This window comes from Burkholderia sp. MSMB1078WGS (assembly GCF_001528895.1).
Taxonomy (GTDB): Bacteria; Pseudomonadota; Gammaproteobacteria; order Burkholderiales; family Burkholderiaceae; genus Burkholderia.
In genome coordinates this window covers 24336-47156 of the sequence record NZ_LPDI01000096.1, presented here as the reverse complement: position 1 = coordinate 47156, position 22821 = coordinate 24336, and the positions used below count along the sequence as shown (strand labels likewise).

Annotated in this window: 22 protein-coding genes and 1 tRNA gene; 12 read left to right on the top strand and 11 right to left on the bottom strand. The window is 66.1% G+C overall.

All coding sequences use genetic code 11. From position 1 onward, the window contains the following. Positions 1 to 19: 19 nt before the first annotated feature. Positions 20 to 1756, bottom strand: a complete 1737-nt coding sequence (locus tag WT24_RS24175) for a proline--tRNA ligase (RefSeq protein WP_059500922.1) — start codon at positions 1754 to 1756, stop codon at positions 20 to 22. 218 nt (positions 1757 to 1974) lie between these two features. On the opposite strand from WT24_RS24175, the gene WT24_RS24170 reads away from it, so the two are divergent. Both WT24_RS24170 and WT24_RS24165 read left to right on the top strand, forming a co-directional pair. Beyond that, a complete protein-coding gene (locus WT24_RS24170; RefSeq protein WP_059500921.1) occupies positions 1975 to 2619 on the top strand; it encodes an RNA pyrophosphohydrolase in 645 nt (214 codons plus the stop codon). A gap of 13 nt (positions 2620 to 2632) precedes the next feature. Further along, positions 2633 to 3241, top strand: coding sequence for a CNP1-like family protein (locus WT24_RS24165; RefSeq protein ID WP_060036090.1), 609 nt, complete (start codon positions 2633 to 2635; stop codon positions 3239 to 3241). A gap of 94 nt (positions 3242 to 3335) precedes the next feature. Here the strand turns inward: WT24_RS24165 and proB are convergent, their stop codons facing one another. The 4 genes from proB to rplU form a co-directional block, all read right to left on the bottom strand. Continuing rightward, entirely contained in the window at positions 3336 to 4454 is a 1119-nt protein-coding gene (gene proB, locus WT24_RS24160; protein WP_059500919.1) for a glutamate 5-kinase, read from the bottom strand. An 85-nt stretch (positions 4455 to 4539) separates the two neighbouring features. Then, a complete protein-coding gene (gene obgE, locus WT24_RS24155) occupies positions 4540 to 5652 on the bottom strand; it encodes a GTPase ObgE (RefSeq protein WP_060036089.1) in 1113 nt (370 codons plus the stop codon). Between the two features lie 186 nt (positions 5653 to 5838). After that, complete coding sequence (gene rpmA / locus WT24_RS24150; RefSeq protein WP_006476999.1) at positions 5839 to 6102, bottom strand: 50S ribosomal protein L27; 264 nt, start codon at positions 6100 to 6102, stop codon at positions 5839 to 5841. Positions 6103 to 6126: 24 nt separating this feature from the next. After that, positions 6127 to 6438, bottom strand: a complete 312-nt coding sequence (gene rplU / locus WT24_RS24145; RefSeq protein ID WP_027783472.1) for a 50S ribosomal protein L21 — start codon at positions 6436 to 6438, stop codon at positions 6127 to 6129. Positions 6439 to 6649: 211 nt separating this feature from the next. Here rplU and WT24_RS24140 point away from each other — a divergent pair, with 211 nt between their 5' ends. From WT24_RS24140 to WT24_RS24100, 9 genes are all read left to right on the top strand, one after another. Continuing rightward, entirely contained in the window at positions 6650 to 7645 is a 996-nt protein-coding gene (locus tag WT24_RS24140; protein WP_034206340.1) for a polyprenyl synthetase family protein, read from the top strand. 148 nt (positions 7646 to 7793) lie between these two features. After that, positions 7794 to 7870, top strand: a tRNA-Pro gene (locus tag WT24_RS24135). Positions 7871 to 8010: 140 nt separating this feature from the next. Next, positions 8011 to 9303 carry an HlyC/CorC family transporter gene (locus WT24_RS24130; protein ID WP_059500916.1) on the top strand — a complete coding sequence of 431 codons (1293 nt, stop codon included), beginning with the start codon at positions 8011 to 8013 and terminating at the stop codon, positions 9301 to 9303. A 149-nt stretch (positions 9304 to 9452) separates the two neighbouring features. Further along, positions 9453 to 10730: a GspE/PulE family protein gene (locus WT24_RS24125; RefSeq protein WP_059500915.1), complete on the top strand. Its 1278-nt coding sequence runs from the start codon at positions 9453 to 9455 to the stop codon at positions 10728 to 10730. A gap of 2 nt (positions 10731 to 10732) precedes the next feature. Beyond that, on the top strand, positions 10733 to 11938 hold the full coding sequence (locus WT24_RS24120) for a type II secretion system F family protein (RefSeq protein ID WP_059500914.1): 1206 nt from the start codon (positions 10733 to 10735) through the stop codon (positions 11936 to 11938). Positions 11939 to 11983: 45 nt separating this feature from the next. Beyond that, the gene (locus tag WT24_RS24115) at positions 11984 to 12895 is read left to right on the top strand and encodes an A24 family peptidase (protein WP_060036088.1); all 912 of its coding nucleotides are present in this window, start codon (positions 11984 to 11986) and stop codon (positions 12893 to 12895) included. 1 nt (position 12896) lies between these two features. Next, positions 12897 to 13505, top strand: coding sequence for a dephospho-CoA kinase (coaE, locus tag WT24_RS24110; protein ID WP_059500912.1), 609 nt, complete (start codon positions 12897 to 12899; stop codon positions 13503 to 13505). Positions 13506 to 13614: 109 nt separating this feature from the next. Next, positions 13615 to 14370 carry a cell division protein ZapD gene (zapD, locus tag WT24_RS24105; protein WP_027783465.1) on the top strand — a complete coding sequence of 252 codons (756 nt, stop codon included), beginning with the start codon at positions 13615 to 13617 and terminating at the stop codon, positions 14368 to 14370. Between the two features lie 28 nt (positions 14371 to 14398). Beyond that, positions 14399 to 14599, top strand: a complete 201-nt coding sequence (locus tag WT24_RS24100) for a DNA gyrase inhibitor YacG (protein ID WP_059500911.1) — start codon at positions 14399 to 14401, stop codon at positions 14597 to 14599. 58 nt (positions 14600 to 14657) lie between these two features. Here the strand turns inward: WT24_RS24100 and WT24_RS24095 are convergent, their stop codons facing one another. From WT24_RS24095 to secA, 4 genes are all read right to left on the bottom strand, one after another. Next, positions 14658 to 15116 carry an NUDIX domain-containing protein gene (locus tag WT24_RS24095; protein ID WP_060036087.1) on the bottom strand — a complete coding sequence of 153 codons (459 nt, stop codon included), beginning with the start codon at positions 15114 to 15116 and terminating at the stop codon, positions 14658 to 14660. Next, positions 15113 to 15982, bottom strand: a complete 870-nt coding sequence (locus WT24_RS24090) for an ATP-binding protein (RefSeq protein ID WP_034206332.1) — start codon at positions 15980 to 15982, stop codon at positions 15113 to 15115. Before WT24_RS24090 ends, WT24_RS24095 begins: the two co-directional genes overlap by 4 nt. A 19-nt stretch (positions 15983 to 16001) precedes the next feature. Next, complete coding sequence (argJ, locus tag WT24_RS24085) at positions 16002 to 17243, bottom strand: bifunctional glutamate N-acetyltransferase/amino-acid acetyltransferase ArgJ (protein WP_021159905.1); 1242 nt, start codon at positions 17241 to 17243, stop codon at positions 16002 to 16004. A gap of 144 nt (positions 17244 to 17387) precedes the next feature. Next, a complete protein-coding gene (secA, locus tag WT24_RS24080; protein WP_059791919.1) occupies positions 17388 to 20186 on the bottom strand; it encodes a preprotein translocase subunit SecA in 2799 nt (932 codons plus the stop codon). Between the two features lie 257 nt (positions 20187 to 20443). Here secA and WT24_RS24075 point away from each other — a divergent pair, with 257 nt between their 5' ends. Next, the gene (locus WT24_RS24075) at positions 20444 to 20920 is read left to right on the top strand and encodes a DUF721 domain-containing protein (RefSeq protein WP_059500907.1); all 477 of its coding nucleotides are present in this window, start codon (positions 20444 to 20446) and stop codon (positions 20918 to 20920) included. Between the two features lie 82 nt (positions 20921 to 21002). Here WT24_RS24075 and lpxC read toward each other — a convergent pair whose 3' ends face one another. Together lpxC and WT24_RS24065 are read right to left on the bottom strand one after the other, a co-directional pair. After that, positions 21003 to 21920 carry a UDP-3-O-acyl-N-acetylglucosamine deacetylase gene (gene lpxC, locus WT24_RS24070; protein WP_006487145.1) on the bottom strand — a complete coding sequence of 306 codons (918 nt, stop codon included), beginning with the start codon at positions 21918 to 21920 and terminating at the stop codon, positions 21003 to 21005. 240 nt (positions 21921 to 22160) lie between these two features. Beyond that, on the bottom strand, positions 22161 to 22667 hold the full coding sequence (locus tag WT24_RS24065; RefSeq protein ID WP_059500906.1) for a peroxiredoxin: 507 nt from the start codon (positions 22665 to 22667) through the stop codon (positions 22161 to 22163). Positions 22668 to 22821 lie beyond the last annotated feature (154 nt).

Genomic DNA, 22821 nt, shown 5'->3' with positions numbered 1-22821 from the left:
TGTCCCCCGGTCGCCGCGCTTAGTGCGCGAGCGCGGCGCGGATCTTCTCCGCGACCGTCGCCGCGGCCGTGTCGGCCGGCAGCAGCGTCGCTTCGGTGTCGCGGCGGCCCTGGTACTCGATCTTGCCTTCCTTCAGGCCGCGCTCGCCGATCACGAGACGATGCGGCACGCCGATCAGCTCCCAGTCGGCGAACATCACGCCCGGACGTTCGCCGCGATCGTCGAGGATCACGTCGATGCCAGCCGCGACGAGTTCCGCGTACAGCTTGTCGGCCGTCTCGCGCACCATGTCGCTGCGGTCATAGCCCATCGGGCACAGCACGACCTCGAACGGCGCGATCGACTCGGGCCAGACGATGCCGCGATCGTCGAAGTTCTGCTCGATCGCCGCGCCGAGAATACGCGTGATGCCGACGCCGTAGCAGCCCATCAGCATCGGCTGCGGCTTGCCCGACTCGTCGAGGAACGTCGCGCCCATCGCTTCCGAGTACTTGGTGCCGAGCTGGAACACGTGGCCGACTTCGATGCCGCGGCAGATGTCGATCGCACCCTTGCCGTCCGGCGACGGGTCGCCCTTCTTCACGTTGCGCACGTCGGCGACTTCGGGCTCCGGCAGGTCGCGGCCCCAGTTCACGCCGGCGATGTGATAGTCGACCTCGTTCGCGCCGACGACGAAGTCGCTCATGTTCGCGACCGTGCGGTCCGCGATCACCTTCACCGGCTTCTTCGTGCCGACCGGGCCGAGGTAGCCCGGCGGCGTGCCGAACCACTCGACGATTTCCTGCTCGGTCGCGAAGCGGTGGTTCTTCAGGCCCGGCAGCTTCGACACCTTGATCTCGTTCAGGTCGTGATCGCCGCGCAGCATCACGAGCCAGATGGTCGGCTCGGCGCCTTCGTTGTCGGTCGCGAGCACGATCGACTTGATCGTGCGCTCGAGCGGGATGCCCAGCAATTCGGCGACGGCCTCGCACTTCGCCTTGCCGGGCGTCGCGACCTTTTCCATCGCTTCGGCCGGCGCCGCGCGCTCGGCAATCAGCGGCAGCGCTTCGGCCGCCTCGACGTTCGCCGCGAATTCGGACGTCGGGCAGTACGCGATCGCGTCCTCGCCGGTATCGGCGATCACGTGGAATTCGTGCGAGAAGTTGCCGCCGATCGAGCCGCTGTCGGCCGCGACCGCCCGGAACTCGAGGCCGAGGCGCGTGAAGATGCGCACGTACGCGTCATACATCTTGCGGTACGACTCGTTCAGGCCCGCCGCATCCTTGTCGAACGAATACGCGTCCTTCATGATGAATTCGCGGCCGCGCATCACGCCGAAGCGCGGACGGATCTCGTCGCGGAACTTCGTCTGGATCTGGTAGAAATTCACCGGCATCTGCCGGTAGCTCTTGATCTGGTTGCGCGCGATGTCGGTGACGACTTCCTCGTGCGTCGGCCCGATCACGAAATCGTTGTCCTTGCGGTCCTTGAAGCGCAGCAACTCGGGGCCGTACTGCTCCCAGCGGCCCGACTCCTGCCACAGCTCGGCCGGCTGCACGGCCGGCATCAGCAGCTCGATGGCGCCCGCCCGGTTCATTTCCTCGCGCACGATCGCCTCGACCTTGCGAATCGAACGCAGGCCGACCGGCAGGTAGTTGTAGATGCCGCCGGCGACGCGGCGGATCATGCCGGCGCGGACCATCAGCTTGTGGCTGACGATCTCTGCGTCGGCGGGTGCCTCTTTCAGGGTGCCGATAAAGAAACGGGAAGCTTTCATGCGGACGGTTCCAAAAACGGCGCCCCCAGGCGGGGCGCCCGAAAAAGTTTCAAGGTGAAAAAGCTGCGCGCCGTGAACAGCGATGGCGCAGATGACGTAGCAGACTAATCAGGGACAATTCAGCCGGTGTGCCCCGTGCGGATTCGCTCCGTCACGGTGCGCAGCGCCCGTTATCTGTTTATAATCAAAGCAATTTTAAAGGATTCGAAGGTGGTTGTATGCTGGATCGTGAAGGCTTTCGCCCGAACGTCGGCATCATCCTCTTGAACGCGCGCAACGAGGTGTTTTGGGGCAAGCGGCTCCGCGAGCATTCCTGGCAGTTTCCTCAAGGTGGGATCAAGTACGGCGAGACCCCCATGCAGGCGATGTACCGGGAACTGCACGAGGAAACGGGCCTGCATCCGGAACACGTCAAGATAATCGGCCGCACCCGCGACTGGTTGCGTTACGAGGTGCCTGACAAGTTCATCAAACGCGAAGTACGCGGTCATTACCGCGGCCAGAAGCAGATCTGGTTCCTGCTCCGAATGGTCGGACGCGATTGCGACATTTGCTTGCGCGCGACCGACCACCCGGAGTTCGATGCGTGGCGCTGGAACGAGTATTGGGTGCCGCTCGATGCGGTGATCGAGTTCAAGCGGGATGTCTATCAGTTGGCGCTGACGGAACTGTCGCGCTTCCTGCGCCGCCCGGCGCAGCGAGCCGAGAAGCCGCGCGGGCCGCGTGTGTCGCGCTATCCGCGCGTCATTGGCGCACCGGCCCAGACGCTGACGATTGTCGACACATCGGTGGTCTGTTCGGAGATCGAAGTGGAGGCGAGCTCGCTCGACGAGATGCCGCCCCGCGTGATCGTCGGCAAATGACGAGTCGGACTGCATGACCGGGCGCGACCTTGGTGTCGCGCCCTTTTTTTACGAGGAATGCATATTGAAAGCGATTGCTCTCGCGCTCGCATCGATCGCCGCGATGGCCGCCCTGGCCGGCTGCGCGAACTCGAAAGCGCCGTCCAACAAGGATGACAGCGAGTTCGTGTACCTGCTCGACCGTCAGGGGACCTGGAAGGAAAACGCCGTCGACACGCTGCCGCCGCTGCCGCAAACGGGCGATCTGCTGCCGTTCAACGTGTCGCAGAACACGCCGCTCAAGTTCTTCGTCGATGCGAAGTCGCTCGACGTCGGCAGCGACGGCGTCGTGCGCTACGCAGTCGTCGTCACGAGCCCGGCCGGTGCGCGCAACGTGAACTACGAAGGCATCCGCTGCGACACCTACGAATGGCGCCAGTACGCCGGCCTGAACTCGGACCACGACGGCTGGGATCGCACGGTCGAAAACGACTGGCGGCGCATCGAGAACGGCGAGCTGAACGCCTACCACTCCGCCCTCTACCAGGACTACTTCTGTTCGAACAAGATGCCGCAGGGCTCGACCCGGCAGATTCTCGAAAACATCCGGTTCCACCGCACCGCGATGACGCAGTTGCGCTGACGGCATGCGATGCGGGTTGCCCGCATCGTCCCGCGCATGAAAAAGCCCGCATCGCGCGGGCTTTTTCACTTGAACGACGGAACCCGGCCGGCGATCACACCAGCACGAGGTTGTCGCGATGAATCAGTTCGGGTTCCAGCATATAGCCGAGCACCGTCTCGATCTCGCCGCTCGGCTTGCGGTGAATCAGCTTCGTTTCCGCGCTGCTGTAGTTCGTGAGCCCGCGCGCCACCTCGCGCCCGTCCGGGCCGACACACGCGATCACCTCGCCGCGCGCGAACGCGCCCTGCACGTCGGTCACGCCGATCGGCAGCAGGCTCTTGCCGCCGGCCGTCAGCTTCTCGACCGCCCCCGCGTCGATCACGACATGGCCGCGCACCTGCAGATGGTCGGCCATCCATTGCTTGCGCGCCGCCATCCGCGCGGTCCGTGCGATCAGTTGCGTGCCGATCGCCTCGCCGGCCGCCAGACGCACGAGCACGTCGGCCTCCCGGCCGCTCGCGATCACGGTATTCGCGCCGCTGTGCGCCGCACGCTTCGCCGCGAGGATCTTCGTCAGCATCCCGCCGCGACCGAGGCTCGAGCCGGCCCCGCCTGCCATCGCCTCGAGCTCCGGCGCACCCGCACTGGCCTCGCCGACGAGCGTCGCATTCGGGTCCTTGCGCGGATCGGCCGTGAACAGCCCGGACTGGTCGGTGAGGATGATCAGCGCATCGCCTTCGATCAGGTTCGCGACGAGCGCGCCGAGCGTGTCGTTGTCGCCGAACTTGATTTCGTCGGTGACGACCGTGTCGTTTTCGTTGATGATCGGCACGACGCCGAGCCGCAGCAGCGTGAGCAACGTCGATCGCGCATTCAGGTAGCGCTCGCGATCCGCCAGATCGGCGTGCGTGAGCAGGATCTGCGCAGTACGGATGCCATGCTCGGTGAAGCGGCTTTCGTAGACTTGCGCGAGCCCCATCTGGCCGACCGCGGCGGCGGCCTGCAGCTCGTCGATTTCCCGCGGCCGCTTGCTCCAGCCGAGCCGTTGCATGCCTTCGGCAATCGCGCCCGAACTGACGAGCACGACTTCCTTACCCTGCGCACGCAGCGCAGCGATCTGAGCCGCCCAGCGGCCGATCGCAGCATGATCGAGCCCCTTGCCGTCGTTCGTCACGAGGCTGGAGCCCACCTTCACCACCAATCGCTTCGAATCCGCGATGATCGAACGCATCCTGCACTGTCTCCTGTATCTGATGCCTGCCCGGCCGGGCGCGATTGAACGCCAACGCCGGGCGGCACACCCGGCGCGTTACCGTTCAGGCGTCGTCGCCCGGCGCCGCACCGCCCTTCGCCGGCGGCGCATCGCGGAAACGCACGTCCGCCGCGAGATCCTCCGCCTCCGCCGCACGATGCGCGTCCGAATGTTCGGAGAGATAGTCGTAGATCGCGTAGCACAGCGCTTCGCAGCCCTGGCCCGTCAGCGCCGAGATCTCGAACACGGGGCCGTCCCAGCCGAAGCGGTCGAGGAAATCCGCGACGCGCGCCTCGCGCTCGTCTTCCGGCACCATGTCCAGCTTGTTGAGCACGAGCCAGCGCGGCTTCTCGTAGAGGGCCTCGTCGTACTTGCGCAGCTCGCCGACGATCGCCGTCGCTTCCGCGACCGGATCGACGCTTTCGTCGAACGGCGCGAGATCGACCAGATGCAGCAGCACGCCGGTACGCTGCAGGTGGCGCAGGAATTGATGCCCGAGGCCCGCGCCTTCGGCCGCCCCCTCGATCAGCCCCGGGATGTCGGCGATCACGAAGCTCTTGCTCGGGCCGACACGCACCACGCCGAGATTCGGCGCGAGCGTCGTGAACGGGTAATCGGCGATCTTCGGCTTCGCGTTCGACACCGATGAGATGAAGGTCGACTTGCCCGCGTTCGGCATGCCGAGCAGGCCGACGTCGGCGAGCACTTTCAGCTCGAGCTTCAGCATGCGCCGCTCGCCCGGCTTGCCGTCCGTCTTCTGGCGCGGCGCGCGGTTCGTACTCGACTTGAAATGCAGGTTGCCGAGGCCGCCGGCACCGCCCTGCGCGAGCATCACCCGCTGGTCATGCTCGGTCAGATCGGCGATCAGCTCGCCCGTCTCCATGTCGCTGATGATCGTGCCGACCGGCATGCGCAGCGTGACATCGTCGCCGCCCTTGCCGTAGCAATCCGAGCCGCGACCGTTTTCGCCGTTGCGCGCGAGGTGCTTCTTCGCGTAACGGTAGTCGATCAGCGTGTTGATGTTGCGGTCGGCGATCGCGTAAACGCTGCCGCCCCGGCCGCCGTCGCCACCGTCCGGCCCGCCGAACGGGACGAATTTCTCACGGCGCATCGACGCGCTGCCATCGCCTCCGTCGCCGGCGATGACTTCGATTCGTGCTTCGTCAATGAACTTCATTCGTCACTCCGCCCAGTATTTCCGCTATTGTGCCGCGCGCCGGCGCGCTTGAACAATCTGCCGTTCGGCCGATCGCACGCCGGTTGCGCGAGGGTCGCCGGCACGCACATGCGCCCGGCGACCCAATAAAAAAGGCCCCGCGAAGACTGCGGGGCCTTTCGGCTACGAAGCCCGTGGGTGCCTGACTTAGGCAGCCGCCGGGACGACGATGACCAGATGCTTCTTGTCCGCGCCCTTCGTCGCGAACTTGACGTGACCGTCGACCAGCGCGAACAGGGTGTGATCCTTGCCCATGCCGACGTTCTCGCCAGCGTGCATGCGCGTACCGCGCTGACGCACGATGATGCCGCCGGCATTGATCGCCTGGCCGCCGTACACTTTCACGCCGAGACGTTTCGACTCGGAGTCGCGGCCGTTCCGGGAAGAGCCGCCTGCCTTTTTGTGTGCCATCTGATTGCTCCTTTACCGAGGCGCTTACGCGTTGATCGCGTCGATGCGCAGCTCGGTGTAGTTCTGGCGGTGGCCGCCGTGCTTTTGGTAGTGCTTCCGGCGACGCATCTTGAAGATGGTGACCTTGGCATGACGACCGTGCGACACAACGGTGGCCTTGACGGAAGCCCCACTGACCAGCGGCGCACCGAACTTAATCGATTCGCCTTCGCCCACTGCGAGAACCTGGTCGAGCGTGATTTCAGCGTCAATGTCAGCCGGTATCTGTTCTACTTTGAGTTTTTCGCCAACGGCAACCTTGTACTGCTTGCCGCCGGTTTTTATGACCGCGTACATTGAGAACCTCACTCTGGATCCAATTTTTCCGCACACCACGCGCGGAAAACACGTGATTATACATGGGGTTAGCACCCAAGTCAAAGCCGATCGACGATTGCCGGGCGCGGGCCTCGGCCGGACGGCCAAAAATCGCGCTGCCGGTACGTCTGACAGACCGGCATATCGCGGATTCGACTTATAATCCGCGGCATCACCCAATTCCATCATCATGTCGTCGTCCACCGCCTCCCCCACCCTCAGCGCCGCCCACCTGCTCGCCCCGATCACCAGCGACATGGAGCAGGTGAATCGCGTTATCCGGCAAAGCCTCGCGTCCGACGTGCTGCTGATCAACCAGATCGCCGAGTACATCATCGGCGCGGGCGGCAAGCGGCTGCGTCCGGCGCTGCTGCTGCTCGTCGCCGGCGCGCTCGGCGAAACGTCGCACCAGCGGCACGTGCTGGCCGCCGTCGTCGAGTTCATCCACACGGCCACGCTGCTGCACGACGACGTCGTCGACGAATCCGAACTGCGCCGCGGCCGCCAGACCGCCAATGCGCTGTTCGGCAACGCGGCGAGCGTGCTGGTGGGCGATTACCTCTACTCGCGCTCTTTCGAGATGATGGTCGGCGTCGGCAAGATGCGCGTGATGGAGATCCTGTCCGAAGCGACGACGATCATTTCGGAAGGTGAGGTGCTGCAACTCCTCAACATGCACGACGCGGACGTCGACGAAGCGCGCTACATGCAGGTGATCCGGTACAAGACGGCGAAGCTGTTCGAGGCGTCGGCCCGTCTGGGCGCCGTGCTCGCAGGCGCCGATGCGCCGACCGAGGCCGCCGCAGCCGAATACGGCCGCCGGATCGGCACCGCGTTCCAGATCATGGACGACTGGCTCGACTATGCAGGCACCGCCGAGGCGATGGGCAAGAATGCCGGCGACGATCTCCGCGAAGGCAAGCCGACGCTGCCGCTCATCTACCTGATCGAGCGCGGCACGCCCGAACAGTCGGCACTCGCACGCGAAGCGATCGAACAGGGCGGCACCGATCGCTTCGACACGATTTTCGAAGCGATCACGCGCTCGGGCGCGCTCGATCACACGCTCGAATGCGCGCGTCAGGAAGCGCAGGCGGCAGCAGCGGCGATTGCCGCGTTCCCCGATTCGATCTACAAGGAAAGCTTGCTCGGGTTGTGCTCATACTCGACGTCGCGACAATCGTAAACACGCGGCGTTCGGGGAGCGATGCCTTGTCCCGAAAAATTTCTTCATCCAAGTATTCCCTTTTAGAAAAAACATCGTTATAGTTACGTTCTTGCTTGAGACGACGCAGCGATCTTCATGAAGACGGCGAAGTCCGAAGAGCAAAAATCGGGGTGTAGCTTAGCCTGGTAGAGCGCTACGTTCGGGACGTAGAGGCCGGAGGTTCGAATCCTCTCACCCCGACCAGATTTAAAAAAACCGTGCACCGCGTGCACGGTTTTTTTTCGTCCGGCAGCCGCAGGCTCCCGTATCGCGCGCGACACATCGCGGTCGCCGGCCTCTGCTATATTTCCCCCATCCCTGTCCTTCACTGCTCTTTCCAACGCGTGGACCAAATTCCCTTATGGGCGCAAATCGGCGCCGTCTTCCTGCTTCTCCTCTGTTCCAGCTTCTTTTCCATTTCCGAGACCGCGATGATGGCGCTCAATCGCCATCGGCTGAAGCATCTCGCCGGCCAGGGCGTACTCGGCGCGAAAACCACGCAGGGGCTGCTCACGCGCACTGACTTGCTGCTCAGCGTGATCCTGATCGGCAACAACCTGTTCAACACGATCATCCCGGTCCTCACGACCTCGCTCGCGCTCCATACGTTCGGCCGCAACAACCTCGCGCTGTCGATCGCGACCGGCGTCGTCGCATTCCTGATCATCGTGTTCGCGGAAATCGCGCCGAAGATCGTCGGCGCGACGTTCCCCGAACGCATTGCACTGCCCGCGAGCCTCGTGATCGCCCCGCTGATGCGCGTGTTCAAGCCGGTCGTCTGGTTCGTCAATGCGCTCGCGAACGGCGTGCTGTGGGTGCTGCGCATCAACACGAAGAAGGGCCGCGACCAGCGGATGTCGGCCGACGAGCTGCGGGCCATCGTGCTCGAATCGAGCAGTTTCATGCCGACCAAGCACCGCAGCATCCTGCTCAATCTGTTCGACCTCGAGAACATCACGGTCGACGACGTGATGGTGCCGCGCCGCCAGATCGAGTCGCTCAACTTCTACGCGCCGCTCGACGACATCCTGCATCAGCTCGAAACCTGCTATCACAACCGGCTGGTGGTCTACGAAGGCGACATCGACAAGGTGCTCGGCGTGCTGCACGTGCGCAAGACGCTCACCGCGCTGCACAACCAGGATTTCGACCGCGAGACGCTGCGCACGCTGCTCACCGAACCGTACTACGTGCCGTCGGGCACGCCGGTGGTCCAGCAGCTCCAGTTCTTCCAGGAAACCCGGCATCGCACCGCGCTCGTCGTCAACGAATACGGCGAACTCGAAGGGCTCGTCACGCCCGAGGACATCATCGAGGAACTGATCGGCGAATTCACGACGTCGATGCCGCGCAGCGAACGCGCGGGCGGCTGGGACGAGAACGGCGAATGCATCGTCTCGGCCAGCATGCCGCTGCGCGAACTGAACCGCTGGCTGCACCTGAAACTGCCGACCGACGGGCCGAAGACGCTGAACGGACTGGTACTCGAGATCCTCGAGGAAATTCCGGAAGACGACGTGTGCTTGAAAATCGGCGACGTGATGCTCGAAGTGATGCGCAGCGACGATCAGGCCGTACGTACCGTCAAGCTGTTCAAGCCGCGCGGCACACGTACCGGACGCGGCGCCGCGCGCTAGGGCCTGTTCACGCTAATAACGGGCTTGCGAACGTGCCTTTCCGCCATTAGCGCGAACAGGCCCTGGCCGAACGGCCGACTGCCGGCGCCGCACGCGACGCGCGATCATCTGCGCATCACGGTCAACAGGCGGCCAGCGTGCCGGCTCACATGCATTTCCCTTCCTCCGGGGCGCCGCTGCGCACGCAGTCGTCGCCCGCGCATTCCGACGCTCCGCCCGCCGCCGCGCCCCATGCACTCGATGCAGCCCAGCTCGACGATGCCCCCGCTGTACGCCTGCTGACGGACACACTGCATGCGGCGCGCGTGCGCGACGCATCGGATATCCACGTCGAGCCGTTCGAAGCCGGCTGGCGCATCCGTCTGCGCGTCGACGGCGTCCTGCATGAACTGGCGCGACCGCCACTGCACCTGCGCGACGCGCTCGTCACGCGGATCAAGGTGCTCTCGCGCATGGACATCGCCGAGCGACGGCTTCCTCAGGACGGCCGGCTGCGCATCGCGATCGACGGCGGCACGCGCGGCGACTACCGCGTCAGCTCGCTGCCCACGCTGTTCGGCGAAAAGCTCGTGCTGCGGCGGCTCGAAACGCTGCCGCCCGATCTCACGCTTGCCAACCTCGGCTTCGACGCGCGGCAGGCGGCCGCGATGGAGGCCGCGATCCGTGCGCCGCATGGCCTCGTGCTCGTCACGGGCCCGACCGGCAGCGGCAAGACGCTGTCGCTCTACTGCGCGCTGCAGATGCTCGATCGCGACGCGCGCAACGTCTGCACGGTCGAGGATCCCGCCGAGATCCAGCTCGACGGAATCAATCAGGTCGGGGTCGCCGACAAGGCGGGGCTCACGTTCGCGACGGCGCTGCGCGCGCTGTTGCGGCAGGATCCGGACGTCATCATGGTCGGCGAGATTCGCGATGCGGAAACGGCCGATGTCGCGATCAAGGCCGCGCAGACCGGCCATCTCGTGCTGTCGACGCTGCACACGAACGACGCGCCGGCCGCCGTCGCGCGGCTGCTCGACATCGGCGTCGCGCCGTACAACCTCGCCGCGGCGCTCCACCTCGTCACCGCGCAGCGTCTCGTCCGGCGCCTGTGCGTCGCCTGCCGCGTGCATTCGGACGCATCGGCACGCGCGCTGCGGGAAGCCGGCTGCGACCCGGCGGCGCTGGCAGCCGGATGGCGGCCGTTCGTCGCGCGCGGCTGTGCCGCCTGTCACGGGATCGGCTATCGCGGCCGCATCGGCCTGCACCAGACGATGCCGGTATCGCCCGAGCTGGCCGAGCGCATCGTCGCGCGGGCGAGCGTCGGCGAACTCACGCAGTGCGTGGCGACCGAAGGCGTGCGCACCCTGCGCGACGCGGCATTCGCGCGCGTCATGGACGGCACGACGAGCATCGCGGAAGCCGTCGCCGCCACACCCGCAGCGTGAACATGCGCACGCCGCCGCGCGAAACCCGCTTTGCATGGCGCGGCCGCCATCGCGACGGCTCGCCGCGCCGCGGGATCGTCATCGCCTTTGACGCCGCGGCCGCGCGCGCCACGCTCGCGCGCGACGGCATCGCGGTACTGTCGCTCGACGTCCGCGGGCCGGCCCGTCCGCCTGCGGCGGCCGCACGCGACATCACGCGCTTCACGCGCCAGCTCGCGAGCCTGCTGCAAGCCGGCCTGCCGCTTGCGCCGTCGCTCGAGATGCTCGCGCGCACCCGCACGCGCGACGGCGTGCCGCGCATCGCCGCGGGGCTCGCGCGCGAGATCGTCGGCGGCCGGCGCTTCGCCGATGCGCTCGCACGCTATCCATCGCAGTTCGGCACGCTGTATCGCCAGTTGATCGAAGTCGGTGAAGCGTCCGGTTCGCTCGGCATCGTGCTGACACGGCTCGCGGAACACCGCGAGCGTGCCGATGCGCAATGGCGCAAGCTGCGCGCGGCACTCGCGTATCCGGCTGCCGTCATCCTGTTCGCGCTCGCGATCTCGGCAGCATTGATGGTGTGGGTCGTGCCGACCTTCCGGCAGATCTTCGACGGTTTCGGCTCCGCCCTGCCCGCACCGACTCGCGCACTGCTCGCGCTGTCCTCCGCGCTGTCGGCGTGGGGCGGTGTGCTTCTGGCCGGCGCGGCCGCCACGGGGATTGCCGCGCAGCACGCGCTTCGGCGCTCGGCCTCGCTGCGTCATGCGCTCGCGCGGCGCCTGCTGCGCGCCCCGCTCGTGGGCAGCGCGCTGGAGCGGTTCGCAGCCGCACGCTGGTGCCGCTCGCTGGCGACCCTGCTCGGCGCCGGCGTGCCGCTCGCCGATGCATTCGCCACGCTCGAGCGCACGGCCGGCCATCCGGTGTTCGCGCACGCCACCGCGCACATCGCCGCACGCGTATTGCGCGGCGTGCGTCTGGCCGATGCGATGCATTCGGCCGGCTGCTTTCCGGACGACGTCGTGCAACCGATCGCCGTCGCCGAGGAATCCGGTGCGCTCGACACGATGCTGGCCGACATCGCCGCGTCGTGCGAACGTCAGCTCGACGCGCGTCTCGATGCGCTCGCGGCGCTCGGCGAACCGTTGATCGTGATCGTCCTGGGCGCCCTCGTCGGCGGCCTCGTGATCGCGATGTACCTACCGATCCTTCAACTCGGCAACGTGGTGTAGCATCGCAACCGATTCTGTCGCCTTTTTGTCCGAACCTCGAGCCTCATGACGCCAGCGCCCCTGTCCGCCGTTTCCGATTCGCCCGAGAGCGCGCTGCTCGCGCTGGCGTTGCTGCCGCCCGCGCTGCAGTATGCGTTCGCGGTCGTCATCGGCCTTTGCATCGGCAGCTTCCTGAACGTGGTCGTGCACCGTTTGCCCGTGATGATGCAGCGCGCGTGGCAGGCAGAGATCGCCGAAGCGACGGGCGCCGCGAGCGCCCCGCCCGACGACGGTTATCCGCCGCGCTACGATCTGTGGCGCCCGCGCAGCGCCTGTCCGCACTGCGGCCACGTATTGCGCGCGTGGGAAAACATCCCGCTCGTCAGCTACCTGATGCTGCGCGGGCGCTGCCGGCGCTGCGGCCATGCGATCGGCGTCCGCTATGTGCTCGTCGAACTCGCGTGCGCGCTGCTCGCCGCCGCCTCGCTCGCGGCGTTCGGCCCGACCGTCGCCGCGCTTGCCGCGTTCGCACTGTGCGCGGCGCTGCTCGCGATGAGCGCGATCGATATCCGGACCGGCTACCTGCCCGACTCGATGACGCTGCCGCTGCTGTGGGCCGGGCTCGTCATGAACCTCGGCGGCACCTTCGCGTCGCTGCGCTCGGCCGTGATCGGCGCAATGGCCGGCTACCTGTTCCTGTGGTCGATCTACTGGCTGTTCAAATGGCTGCGCGGCATCGAAGGCATCGGTTTCGGCGACCTGAAGCTGCTTGCTGCGCTCGGCGCGTGGATGGGCTGGGCCGCACTGCCGCAGGTCGTGCTGTTCGCGGCGGTGACCGGTGCGATCGTCGGACTCGTCGCGACCTGGCGCGGCCGCATGCGCTTCGAGGAGCCGATTCCGTTCGGCCCGTTCCTCGCGGCCGGCGGCGTCGCCACGTTGTTTTTCGGCACCCCTTTCTATGCGGCGCTCGGAGGCTGACATGTTTTCCGTAGGACTCACGGGCGGTATCGGCAGCGGCAAGACGACCGTCGCCGACCTGTTCGGCGCCCGTGGCGCATCGCTCGTCGATACCGACCTGATTGCCCATCGCATCACCGCACCGGGCGGCCTCGCGATGCCGGCGATCGAGCAAGCTTTCGGCCGCGACTTCGTGGCCGCCGACGGCTCGCTCGATCGCGCGAGGATGCGCACGCTGATCTTCAGCGACGACGACGCGCGCCGGCGCCTCGAAGCGATCACGCATCCGCTGATCCGCGCGGAGACCGATCGCGAGGCGCACGAAGCACAGGGCCCGTACGTGATGTTCGTCGTGCCGCTGCTCGTCGAATCGGGCACCTGGAAGGCGCGCAGCGATCGCGTGCTCGTCGTCGACTGCCCGGTCGAAACGCAAATTGCGCGCGTGATGCGGCGCAACGGTTTCACGCGCGAACAAGTCGAAGCGATCATCGCGCGACAGGCGACGCGCGAAGCGCGCCTCGCGGCGGCCGACGACGTGATCGTCAACGACGCGGTCACGCCCGCCGCGCTCGCCGCGCAGGTCGATGCACTGCACCAACGTTATGTCGGATTCGCGGCCGCCGCGCACTGAGCGTCGCGCGCGATCGTGATGGTGTACGAAATTGGTGCGTTGCTAGGGTAGAGAGGGGGCATTAGAATGTCCTTCATTGTTTCAATCCCTACCGACGAGGCGAGCGCGCTTGATTCTTTACGAGTATCCGTTCAACGAGCGAATTCGCACGCTGTTGCGTCTCGAAGATCTGTTCGAGCGCTTCGCGTTCTTTTTGGCTCAGGAGGACCCGCGTGAACACCACGTCGCGTTGACGACGCTGTTCGAAATCGCCGAGGTAACGGGCCGCGCGGACCTGAAATCGGATCTGATGAAGGAGCTCGAACGTCAACGCCAGACGCTCGCCCCCTTTCGCGGCAATCCGGGCATCGAGCAGAACGCGCTCGAGGCCGTGCTCGGCGAAATCGAGCAGACGCTCGCGAATCTCGCGCAGATGCAGGGCAAGACCGGCCAGCACCTCGTCGACAACGAGTGGCTCGCCAGCATCCGCAGCCGCGCGGTGATTCCGGGCGGGACGTGCAAGTTCGACCTGCCGTCGTACTACGCGTGGCAGCAATGGCCCGCCGAGCAGCGGCGCCAGGATATCGCGAAGTGGATCCTGCCGATGCTGCCGTTGCGCGATGCCGCAGCGATCGTGCTGCGGCTCGCGCGCGAATCGGGTCAGGCGTCGAAGGTCATGGCGATGCAGGGCAGCTACCAGCAGATGCTGTCCGGCCGCACCTACCAGCTGATGCAGGTCCGGGTGCCGCCGGAGCTGCGCGTGATTCCCGAAGCGAGCGCCAACAAATACATGTTGTGGGTGCGGTTCACCATGCAGGACGGCGATGTGCGGCCGCGCGCGGTGGACATCGACGTGCCGTTCCATCTGACACTGTGCAATCTGTAACGGCCGCGTGCCGGATCGATGCTTTCGTATGACTACCGTCGTGAAATGTCCGTCGTGCGGCGCCGAAGTGCGCTGGACGCCTGAAAATCAGTTCCGCCCGTTCTGTTCGGCCCGCTGCAAGCAGCTCGACCTCGGCGCATGGGCCGCGGAAAAGTACCGGATCGGGGGCGCCTCCGACGAGGGCCCGTCGTCGGAAGAGGACGGCGCCGACGGCCGTCGCGACAGCTGACCGGCACCACGCCGGCCGCCGGCGATATGGCCCGCCTTTCCGGCAGGCCGCCTCGGCGTCAATGCGACGCCGCTTCCTTCTCGAGCAGTTCCAGCACCGGCAGCGCCGCCGGCAACAGCGGCGCGACTTCGACCGGCAGTTGCTGCCACACGAACGCCTGCCCTTCCTTGCTGTGCGGCTCGCCCGTCCAGCCCGTCACCTTGCAGAAATAGAGCCGCACGTACGCGTGCGGATAATCGTGCTCGAGCGTGTGCCAGCGGTGGCTGGCCGTGACTTCGATGCCGAGTTCCTCGTGCAGCTCGCGCGCAAGCGCGTCCTCGACGCTTTCGCCGGCCTCCAGCTTGCCGCCCGGAAACTCCCAGTAACCTTCATACGGCTTGCCCTGCAGGCGTTGCGCGAGCAGATAACGGCAGCGGCCGACCGGGCCGTCCGGCTGCACCATCACGCCGACCGCGACTTCCGTCACCTTGCGGCCGTCCGGCGCCCGCACGGCGCCCTGTGCCAGGTCCGCGCTCATGCCTGCTCCTTGCGGCCCGACCAGTCGCGCGCGAACTGCCATGCGACGCGGCCCGAGCGCGAACCGCGCTCGAGCGCCCACACCAGCGCGTCGCCGCGCGCCGTCTCGATCTCCGCATCCGGGCAGCCGAAGTGACGCAGCCAGTGCGCAACGATGTCGAGGTAGTCGTCCTGCTTGAACGGATAGAAGCTGACCCACAGACCGAAGCGCTCCGACAGCGAGATCTTCTCCTCGACGACTTCGCCGGGGTGAATCTCGCCGTCCGGCAGATGCTTGTACGACTCGTTGTCGCTCATGTACTCGGGCAGCAAATGGCGGCGGTTCGACGTCGCGTAGATCAGCACGTTGTCCGATTGCGCGGCGATCGACCCGTCGAGCGCGACCTTCAGCGCCTTGTAGCCCGATTCGCCGTCCTCGAACGACAGGTCGTCGCAGAACACGATGAACCGCTCCGGACGCTGCGAAATCAGGTCGACGATGTCGCCGAGATCGTGCAGGTCATCCTTGTCGACTTCGATCAGGCGCAGCCCGTCGTTCGCGTACGCGTTCAGGCACGCCTTGATCAGCGACGACTTGCCGGTACCACGTGCGCCGGTCAGCAGCACGTTGTTGGCCGGCTTGCGCTGCACGAACTGCCGCGTGTTCTGGTCGATCAGCGCTTTCTGGCGATCGATGTTGTGCAGATCGTCGAGCGTGATCGACGACACGGCCGGCACCGGCTGCAGGTAACCGCGCCCTTGGCGCTTGCGCCAGCGGAACGCGTGGGCCGCGTTCCAGTCGATGGCCGCCGGTGCGGGCGGCAGCATCCCTTCGAGACGGCCCAGCAGCGCTTCCGCGCGCGTCAGAAACTGTTCAAGCTTGTCCATGTCGTTCGAGCGCTCCCGATCAGGAGCGGTAATCCGCGTTGATGCTCACGTAATCGTGCGACAGGTCGCACGTCCAGATGGTGGCCTGTGCATCGCCGCGGCCGAGCAGCACGCGGATCGTGATCTCGCTCTGCTTCATCACCCGCTGGCCGTCCTCTTCCTGGTAGGCCGGATTGCGGCCGCCAGCCTTCGCGACGAGCACGTCGTCGAGATAGAGATCGATCTTGCCGACGTCGAGATCCGCGACGCCCGCATAGCCGATCGCCGCGAGAATCCGGCCGAGGTTGGGGTCGGATGCATAGAAGGCCGTCTTCACGAGCGGCGAATGGCCGATCGCGTACGCGATCTGGCGGCATTCGGCGACGCTCTTGCCGCCTTCGACCTGCACCGTCATGAATTTCGTCGCGCCTTCGCCGTCGCGCACGATCAGCTGCGACAGCACCTGTGCGACTTCCGTCACCGCGTCGCGCAGCGCCGCATAGGCAGGCGAATCGGTCGACGTGATCGCGGGCAGCGTGCTCTTGCCCGACGCGATCAGGATGAACGAGTCGTTCGTCGACGTGTCGCCGTCGATCGTGATGCAGTTGAACGAGCGGTCGGCCACTTCCTTCACGAGCGTGTCGAGCACCGGCTGCGCGACGTTCGCATCGAACGCGAGGAAGCCGAGCATCGTCGCCATGTTCGGCTTGATCATGCCCGCGCCCTTGCTGATGCCCGTCAGCGTGACCGTGTGGCCGTCGATCGTCACCTGGCGCGACGTCGCCTTCGGCAGCGTGTCGGTCGTCATGATCGCCTGCGCGGCGTCGAACCAGTTCGCGGCCTTGCGGTTCGCGAGCGCGGCCGGCAGGCCGGCCTTCAGGCGGTCGATCGGCAGCGGCTCGAGGATCACGCCGGTCGAGAACGGCAGCACCTGCGCCGGCTCGATGCCTGCGAGACGCGCGAGTTCCGTGCAGGTCTCGCGGGCGTTCACGAGGCCCGGCTCGCCGGTGCCCGCATTCGCATTGCCCGTATTCACGACCAGCGCGCGGATGCCCGCGCCGCCGGCCCGTACCTTCGCCAGATGCTCGCGGCAGACGGTGACCGGCGCCGCGCAGAAACGGTTTTCGGTGAACACGCCCGCGACCGTCGCGCCTTCGTCGACGGAGATGACCAGCACGTCCTTGCGATTCGGCTTGCGGATGTTCGCTTCCGCCCAGCCGAGCGTGACGCCGGCGACGGGATGCAGTTGGGCGGGATCGATCGACGGAAAATTGACAGCCATGGGGCACACCTGCCGGATGGAAAATGCCGGCATGTGCCGGCATCGATTGGAAGAACCGGCGGCCGCACGCGCGGGCCGCCGCAACTCACATCACTGACTCGAAGCCACGAACGACGCGGCACGCGTGACGCGCGCCGCCGCCGATCATGACAACTTCCCGTGACATTGCTTGTACTTCTTGCCGCTGCCGCACGGGCACGGGTCGTTGCGGCCGACCTTCGGCATTTCGCCGCCGGGGCCGCTGTGCGTCATCGCGCTGCCGACCATGTCGGCCGTCGCGGTGGCCGCCGCGGCTGCCGTGACGTTCGCCACCGGCGCGCCGGCGTCCGCGTAGTCGGCGTGCTGGTATTCGACGTTCTCGAGATGACCGCCGCGCTCCTCGATCTGCTCGGCAGCCTCCTCGAGCTGCTCCGGCGACTGGATCTGCACGTTCATCACGATGCGCGTGACTTCCTGCTTGATCGCGTCGAGCATCGCGGCGAACAGCTCGAACGCCTCGCGCTTGTATTCCTGCTTCGGGTTCTTCTGCGCATAGCCGCGCAGGTGAATACCCTGGCGCAGGTGGTCGAGTGCCGCGAGGTGTTCGCGCCACAGGCGGTCGACCGTCTGCAGCATCACCGAACGCTCGAACGCGCTGAACGATTCGCGGCCGACCATCGCGACCTTCGCCTCGTACTGCTCGTCGGCGGCCGTCATCACCGCGTCGAGAATCTCCTCGGCCGTGATCGACGACGACTCGTTCACCATTTCCTGGATCGCGAGGTCGAGCTGCCAGTCGTTGCGCAACGCTTCCTCGAGCTCGGGCACGTCCCACTGCTCTTCGATGCTGCCTTCCGGTACGAACTGGCGGACGACTTCGGCGATCACGCCGTGACGCATCGCGGTGATCGTCTCGGTGATGTCGTGCGCCTCGAGCAATTCGTTGCGCTGCTGGTAGATCACCTTGCGCTGATCGTTCGACACGTCGTCGTATTCGAGCAGTTGCTTGCGGATGTCGAAGTTGCGCGCTTCGACCTTGCGCTGCGCCGATTCGATCGACCGCGTGACGATGCCCGCTTCGATCGCCTCGCCTTCCGGCATCTTCAGGCGATCCATAATCGAGCGCACGCGGTCGCCCGCGAAGATGCGCAGCAGCGGATCGTCGAGCGACAGGTAGAAGCGCGACGAGCCCGGATCGCCCTGGCGGCCCGCACGGCCGCGCAACTGGTTGTCGATCCGGCGCGATTCGTGACGCTCGGTGCCGATGATGTGCAGGCCGCCCGCGGCCTTCACCTGCTCGTGCAGCGTTTCCCACTCGTCGTGCAGCTTCTGGATGCGGCGCGCCTTTTCGTCGGCCGGGATCGCGTCGTCGGCCTCGATGAACGCGGCCTGCTTCTCGACGTTGCCGCCGAGCACGATGTCGGTACCGCGGCCGGCCATGTTGGTCGCGATCGTCACGCGGTTCGGACGGCCGGCTTCCGCGACGATCGCCGCTTCACGCTCGTGCTGCTTCGCGTTCAGCACTTCGTGCGGCAGCCCGGCCTGCTTCAGCAGGTGCGACAGCAGTTCGGAGTTCTCGATCGACGTCGTGCCGACCAGCACCGGCTGGCCGCGCTCGTAGCAGTCGCGGATGTCGCGGATCACCGCGTCGTAGCGCTCCTTGGCCGTCTTGTAGATCTGGTCCTGCTTGTCGATCCGCTTCGGCGGGCGGTTGGTCGGGATCACGACCGTCTCGAGGCCGTAGATCTCGTTGAATTCGTACGCCTCGGTGTCCGCGGTACCGGTCATGCCGGCCAGCTTCGCGTACATCCGGAAGTAGTTCTGGAACGTGATCGACGCGAGCGTCTGGTTCTCGCTCTGGATCTTCACGTGCTCCTTCGCCTCGACGGCCTGGTGCAGCCCGTCGGACCAGCGGCGGCCCGCCATCAGGCGGCCCGTGAATTCGTCGACGATGACCACTTCGCCGTTCTGCACGACGTAGTGCTGATCCTTGTGGAACAGCGTGTGGGCGCGCAGCGCAGCGTACACGTGGTGCATCAGCGTGATGTTCTGCGGCGCGTACAGGCTCTCGCCCTCGCCGATCAGGCCCCATTCGGCGAGCAGGCGCTCGGCCTTCTCGTGGCCCGATTCCGTCAGGAACACCTGGCGCGCCTTCTCGTCGAGCGTGTAGTCGCCCGGCTTCTCGACGCCCGTGCCGTCGGCCTTCTCTTCGCCGATCTGGCGCTCGAGCAGCGGCGGCAGTGCGTTCATCCGCACGTACAGTTCGGTGTGATCCTCGGCCTGGCCCGAAATGATCAGCGGCGTCCGTGCTTCGTCGATCAGGATCGAGTCCACTTCGTCGACGACCGCGAAGTTCAGCGCCCGCTGCACGCGCGCGTCGGTCTCATAGACCATGTTGTCGCGCAGGTAGTCGAAGCCGAATTCGTTGTTCGTGCCGTACGTGATGTCCGCCGCGTAGGCCTGCTGCTTCTGTTCGTGCTCCATGCCGGACAGGTTGATGCCGACCGACAGACCGAGGAAATTGTAGAGCCGCGCCATCCATTCGGCGTCGCGCTGCGCGAGGTAGTCGTTGACGGTCACGACGTGCACGCCGCGGCCGGCCAGCGCATTCAGGTACACGGGCAGCGTCGCGACGAGCGTCTTGCCCTCGCCCGTACGCATTTCCGCGATCTTGCCGTAGTGAAGCACCATGCCGCCGATCATCTGCACGTCGAAGTGCCGCATCTTCAGCACGCGGCGGCTCGCCTCGCGACAGACCGCGAAGGCCTCGGGCAACAGCTTGTCGAGCGACTCGCCGGCCGCGACCCGCTGGCGGAACTCGTCCGTCTTGCCGCGCAACTGGTCGTCCGTCAGCTTCTCGATCTGCGTTTCGAGCGCATTGATCGTCGCGACGGTCTTTTGGTATTGCTTGACGAGCCGCTGGTTGCGGCTGCCAAAAATTTTCTGGAGAAAACCGGTTGTCATCGGATCGGATCCTGCGTCGCAGCACCGGCGCCCGGCGCGTGTTGCGCGCCCCGGCGCCCGAGCCTCGGCGGCTTAGCGAATTAGTGGACTCAAACGTCGAATTTTAGCACGCGGGGACGCATGCGCCTGCGTCCCGGCCGGACGGGGCACTGCGGGCCCAAGCCGGGCGGACACGGGCGAAAGCTGCCCGTGCGCAGGCCGGCGCGGGTACAATCGGCTGCAACGTCCGCGCGCGTACGCGCTCGAAAAATGCCTCGATGAACCGATTTTCCAAGCGTTTCGGCCCGCTCGCCGCCTATCGCCCGCAACCCGTGTCGGAAGTGCTCGGTCGGACCGATGCATTCGCGGCGCTGCGCGCCGGCGTCGAGCAGATCGCGTCGCTGCAGCGCGACCTCGGCGCGTGCCTGCCCGACTATCTCGCGAATCACGTCGAACCGGGTTTCATCAAGGACGGCACCCTGACCCTCTTTGCCGCGCACAATGCGCTGGCCGCACGGCTGCGGCAGGTCGAAATGCGGCTGCTCGGCGATCTCCAGAAGCGCGGCTGGCCGGTGACGACGCTGCGCGTGCGCGTGCGGCCGAAGGACGCGCCGGCGCCGCCGCCCGTGAAGCAGGCGCGGATGACGTCGACCGGCGCCGCCGCGCTGCGCGATCTCGCCGACCATCTCGAACCGTCGCCGCTGCAGGCCGCGCTCGCGCGGATGGCGGCACGGCATGGCGCGAAGCCGCGTTGACCGCACCGGCCGCAGGCAGCCGCCAGCCGAAAAAAAAAGCGACCCGATGGGTCGCTTTTTTATTGCTTGCGCCGAACGCCGGTCACGCGAAAGCCGTCTGCGCGTCGAATGCAAACCCTTTCGGCGCAGCCTGCGGATCGTCGAACGTCACGATCTCGTACGCGTCTTCGTGTGCGAGCAACTCGCGCAGCAACGCGTTGTTCAGGCCGTGGCCCGACTTGTACGCGGTGTACGAAGCCAGCAGCGGGTGGCCGATCACGTACAGGTCGCCGATCGCGTCGAGCATCTTGTGCTTCACGAACTCGTCGTCGTAGCGCAGCCCATCGTTGTTCAGGATTCGGTACTCGTCGAGCACGATCGCATTGTCCATGCTGCCTCCCCGCGCCAGGCCGATCTCGCGCAGCATCTCGGCTTCGTGCGCGAAACCGAACGTGCGCGCACGCGCGATCTCGCGCACGTACGACGTGGTCGCGAAATCGACTTCGAGCTCCTGGCCCGTCTTGTCGACGGCCGGGTGGCGGAAATCGATCGAGAACTTCAGCTTGAAGCCGAAATACGGATCGAGACGCGCGAACTTGTCGCCATCGCGGATTTCGACCGGCTTCTTCACCTTGATGAAGCGCTTCGGCGCGTTCTGCTCCTCGATGCCGGCGGACTGGATCAGGAATACGAACGTGGCCGCACTGCCGTCCATGATCGGGATTTCCTCGGCTGTCACGTCGACATACAGGTTGTCGATGCCAAGGCCCGCACACGCGGACATCAGGTGCTCGACCGTCGACACGCGCACGCCATCCTTCTGCAACACCGACGCGAGCCGCGTGTCGCCGATCGACATCGCCGATGCGGGAATATCGACCGGCGTCGGCAGGTCGACGCGTGAAAAGACGATGCCCGTGCCGGGCGCGGCGGGACGGAGCGTCAACTCGATCTTGCGGCCCGAGTGGACACCGATACCCACGGTCTTCACGATGGATTTGATGGTGCGCTGCTTCAACATGGTCTTCTTCGTCTTGATTGAAGATATCAATCAGGAGTTATATTCGATAGGCGGGATTATAGCGTAATTCCCTATTCGACGCTGTCCGAAACTGCGTATCAATCTGTTTCGACAGTTTACCCGCGCCGATACGGGACGGGCCGATGCCCGGAACGGAGGCGTTTCCGGTCATCAGCCCGTGTTACAACTGCCCTGAGGCCGGCGAGCAGCGTTGCCGGAAGGCAACGGCGCACCGCACGATCAGGACGTCAACGTCGCGAGAACACTCGCCGCATCGCTCACTTCGAACTTGCCCGGCGCCTCGACGGCCAGCGTCTTGACCACACCGCCGTCAATCACCATCGCGTAGCGCAGGGAACGAATTCCCATGCCACGCGCGGACAAATCCTGCGTCAGCCCCAGCGCATGAGTGAAAGCCGCGCTGCCGTCCGCCATCATGCGCACCTTGCCCGCGGTGTGCAGATCACGTCCCCATGCGCCCATCACGAATGCGTCGTTGACGGACACGCACCAGATCTCGTCGATCCCCGCCGCGCGCAATTGCTCGGCGTGCTCGACGTAGCCCGGCACATGCTGCGCCGAGCAGGTCGGCGTGAACGCGCCCGGCAATCCGAAGATCACCACCCGCTTTCCCGCAACCTGGTCGCGCACGCTGTAGGCGTTCGGCCCCAGCGTGCACCCTTCGCGCGCGTCGTCGACGAACTCGAACAATTGCGCGTCGGGCAGCGCGTCGCCCACTTGAATCATGGCTGGTCCCTCATAGCGATACGGTTTTTCAGCGTGTTGCGGACAGCACGGCCCATCCCGCCCCGCTCGAGCGGAGAGGGCACCTTTCCCGGCCCGGCGTCGCATCCGACGCGGCCTGTCGTGGTCCGTAGCATCCGTCACGCCGGCGATACCG

What these genes read in the sequence shown, in the direction of transcription:
- WT24_RS24100 (WP_059500911.1), top strand. Translation starts at nt 14,399, where the DNA reads ATGACTACCGTCGTGAAATGTCCGTCGTGCGGCGCCGAAGTGCGCTGG.
- WT24_RS24090 (WP_034206332.1), bottom strand. Translation starts at nt 15,982, where the DNA reads ATGGACAAGCTTGAACAGTTTCTGACGCGCGCGGAAGCGCTGCTGGGC.
- rpmA (WP_006476999.1), bottom strand. Translation starts at nt 6,102, where the DNA reads ATGGCACACAAAAAGGCAGGCGGCTCTTCCCGGAACGGCCGCGACTCC.
- rplU (WP_027783472.1), bottom strand. Translation starts at nt 6,438, where the DNA reads ATGTACGCGGTCATAAAAACCGGCGGCAAGCAGTACAAGGTTGCCGTT.
- WT24_RS24095 (WP_060036087.1), bottom strand. Translation starts at nt 15,116, where the DNA reads ATGAGCGCGGACCTGGCACAGGGCGCCGTGCGGGCGCCGGACGGCCGC.
- lpxC (WP_006487145.1), bottom strand. Translation starts at nt 21,920, where the DNA reads ATGTTGAAGCAGCGCACCATCAAATCCATCGTGAAGACCGTGGGTATC.
- WT24_RS24075 (WP_059500907.1), top strand. Translation starts at nt 20,444, where the DNA reads ATGAACCGATTTTCCAAGCGTTTCGGCCCGCTCGCCGCCTATCGCCCG.
- WT24_RS24170 (WP_059500921.1), top strand. Translation starts at nt 1,975, where the DNA reads ATGCTGGATCGTGAAGGCTTTCGCCCGAACGTCGGCATCATCCTCTTG.
- WT24_RS24175 (WP_059500922.1), bottom strand. Translation starts at nt 1,756, where the DNA reads ATGAAAGCTTCCCGTTTCTTTATCGGCACCCTGAAAGAGGCACCCGCC.
- obgE (WP_060036089.1), bottom strand. Translation starts at nt 5,652, where the DNA reads ATGAAGTTCATTGACGAAGCACGAATCGAAGTCATCGCCGGCGACGGA.
- WT24_RS24120 (WP_059500914.1), top strand. Translation starts at nt 10,733, where the DNA reads ATGCGCACGCCGCCGCGCGAAACCCGCTTTGCATGGCGCGGCCGCCAT.
- argJ (WP_021159905.1), bottom strand. Translation starts at nt 17,243, where the DNA reads ATGGCTGTCAATTTTCCGTCGATCGATCCCGCCCAACTGCATCCCGTC.
- WT24_RS24140 (WP_034206340.1), top strand. Translation starts at nt 6,650, where the DNA reads ATGTCGTCGTCCACCGCCTCCCCCACCCTCAGCGCCGCCCACCTGCTC.
- WT24_RS24115 (WP_060036088.1), top strand. Translation starts at nt 11,984, where the DNA reads ATGACGCCAGCGCCCCTGTCCGCCGTTTCCGATTCGCCCGAGAGCGCG.
- secA (WP_059791919.1), bottom strand. Translation starts at nt 20,186, where the DNA reads ATGACAACCGGTTTTCTCCAGAAAATTTTTGGCAGCCGCAACCAGCGG.
- proB (WP_059500919.1), bottom strand. Translation starts at nt 4,454, where the DNA reads ATGCGTTCGATCATCGCGGATTCGAAGCGATTGGTGGTGAAGGTGGGC.
- coaE (WP_059500912.1), top strand. Translation starts at nt 12,897, where the DNA reads ATGTTTTCCGTAGGACTCACGGGCGGTATCGGCAGCGGCAAGACGACC.
- WT24_RS24065 (WP_059500906.1), bottom strand. Translation starts at nt 22,667, where the DNA reads ATGATTCAAGTGGGCGACGCGCTGCCCGACGCGCAATTGTTCGAGTTC.
- WT24_RS24165 (WP_060036090.1), top strand. Translation starts at nt 2,633, where the DNA reads ATGACCGGGCGCGACCTTGGTGTCGCGCCCTTTTTTTACGAGGAATGC.
- WT24_RS24125 (WP_059500915.1), top strand. Translation starts at nt 9,453, where the DNA reads ATGCATTTCCCTTCCTCCGGGGCGCCGCTGCGCACGCAGTCGTCGCCC.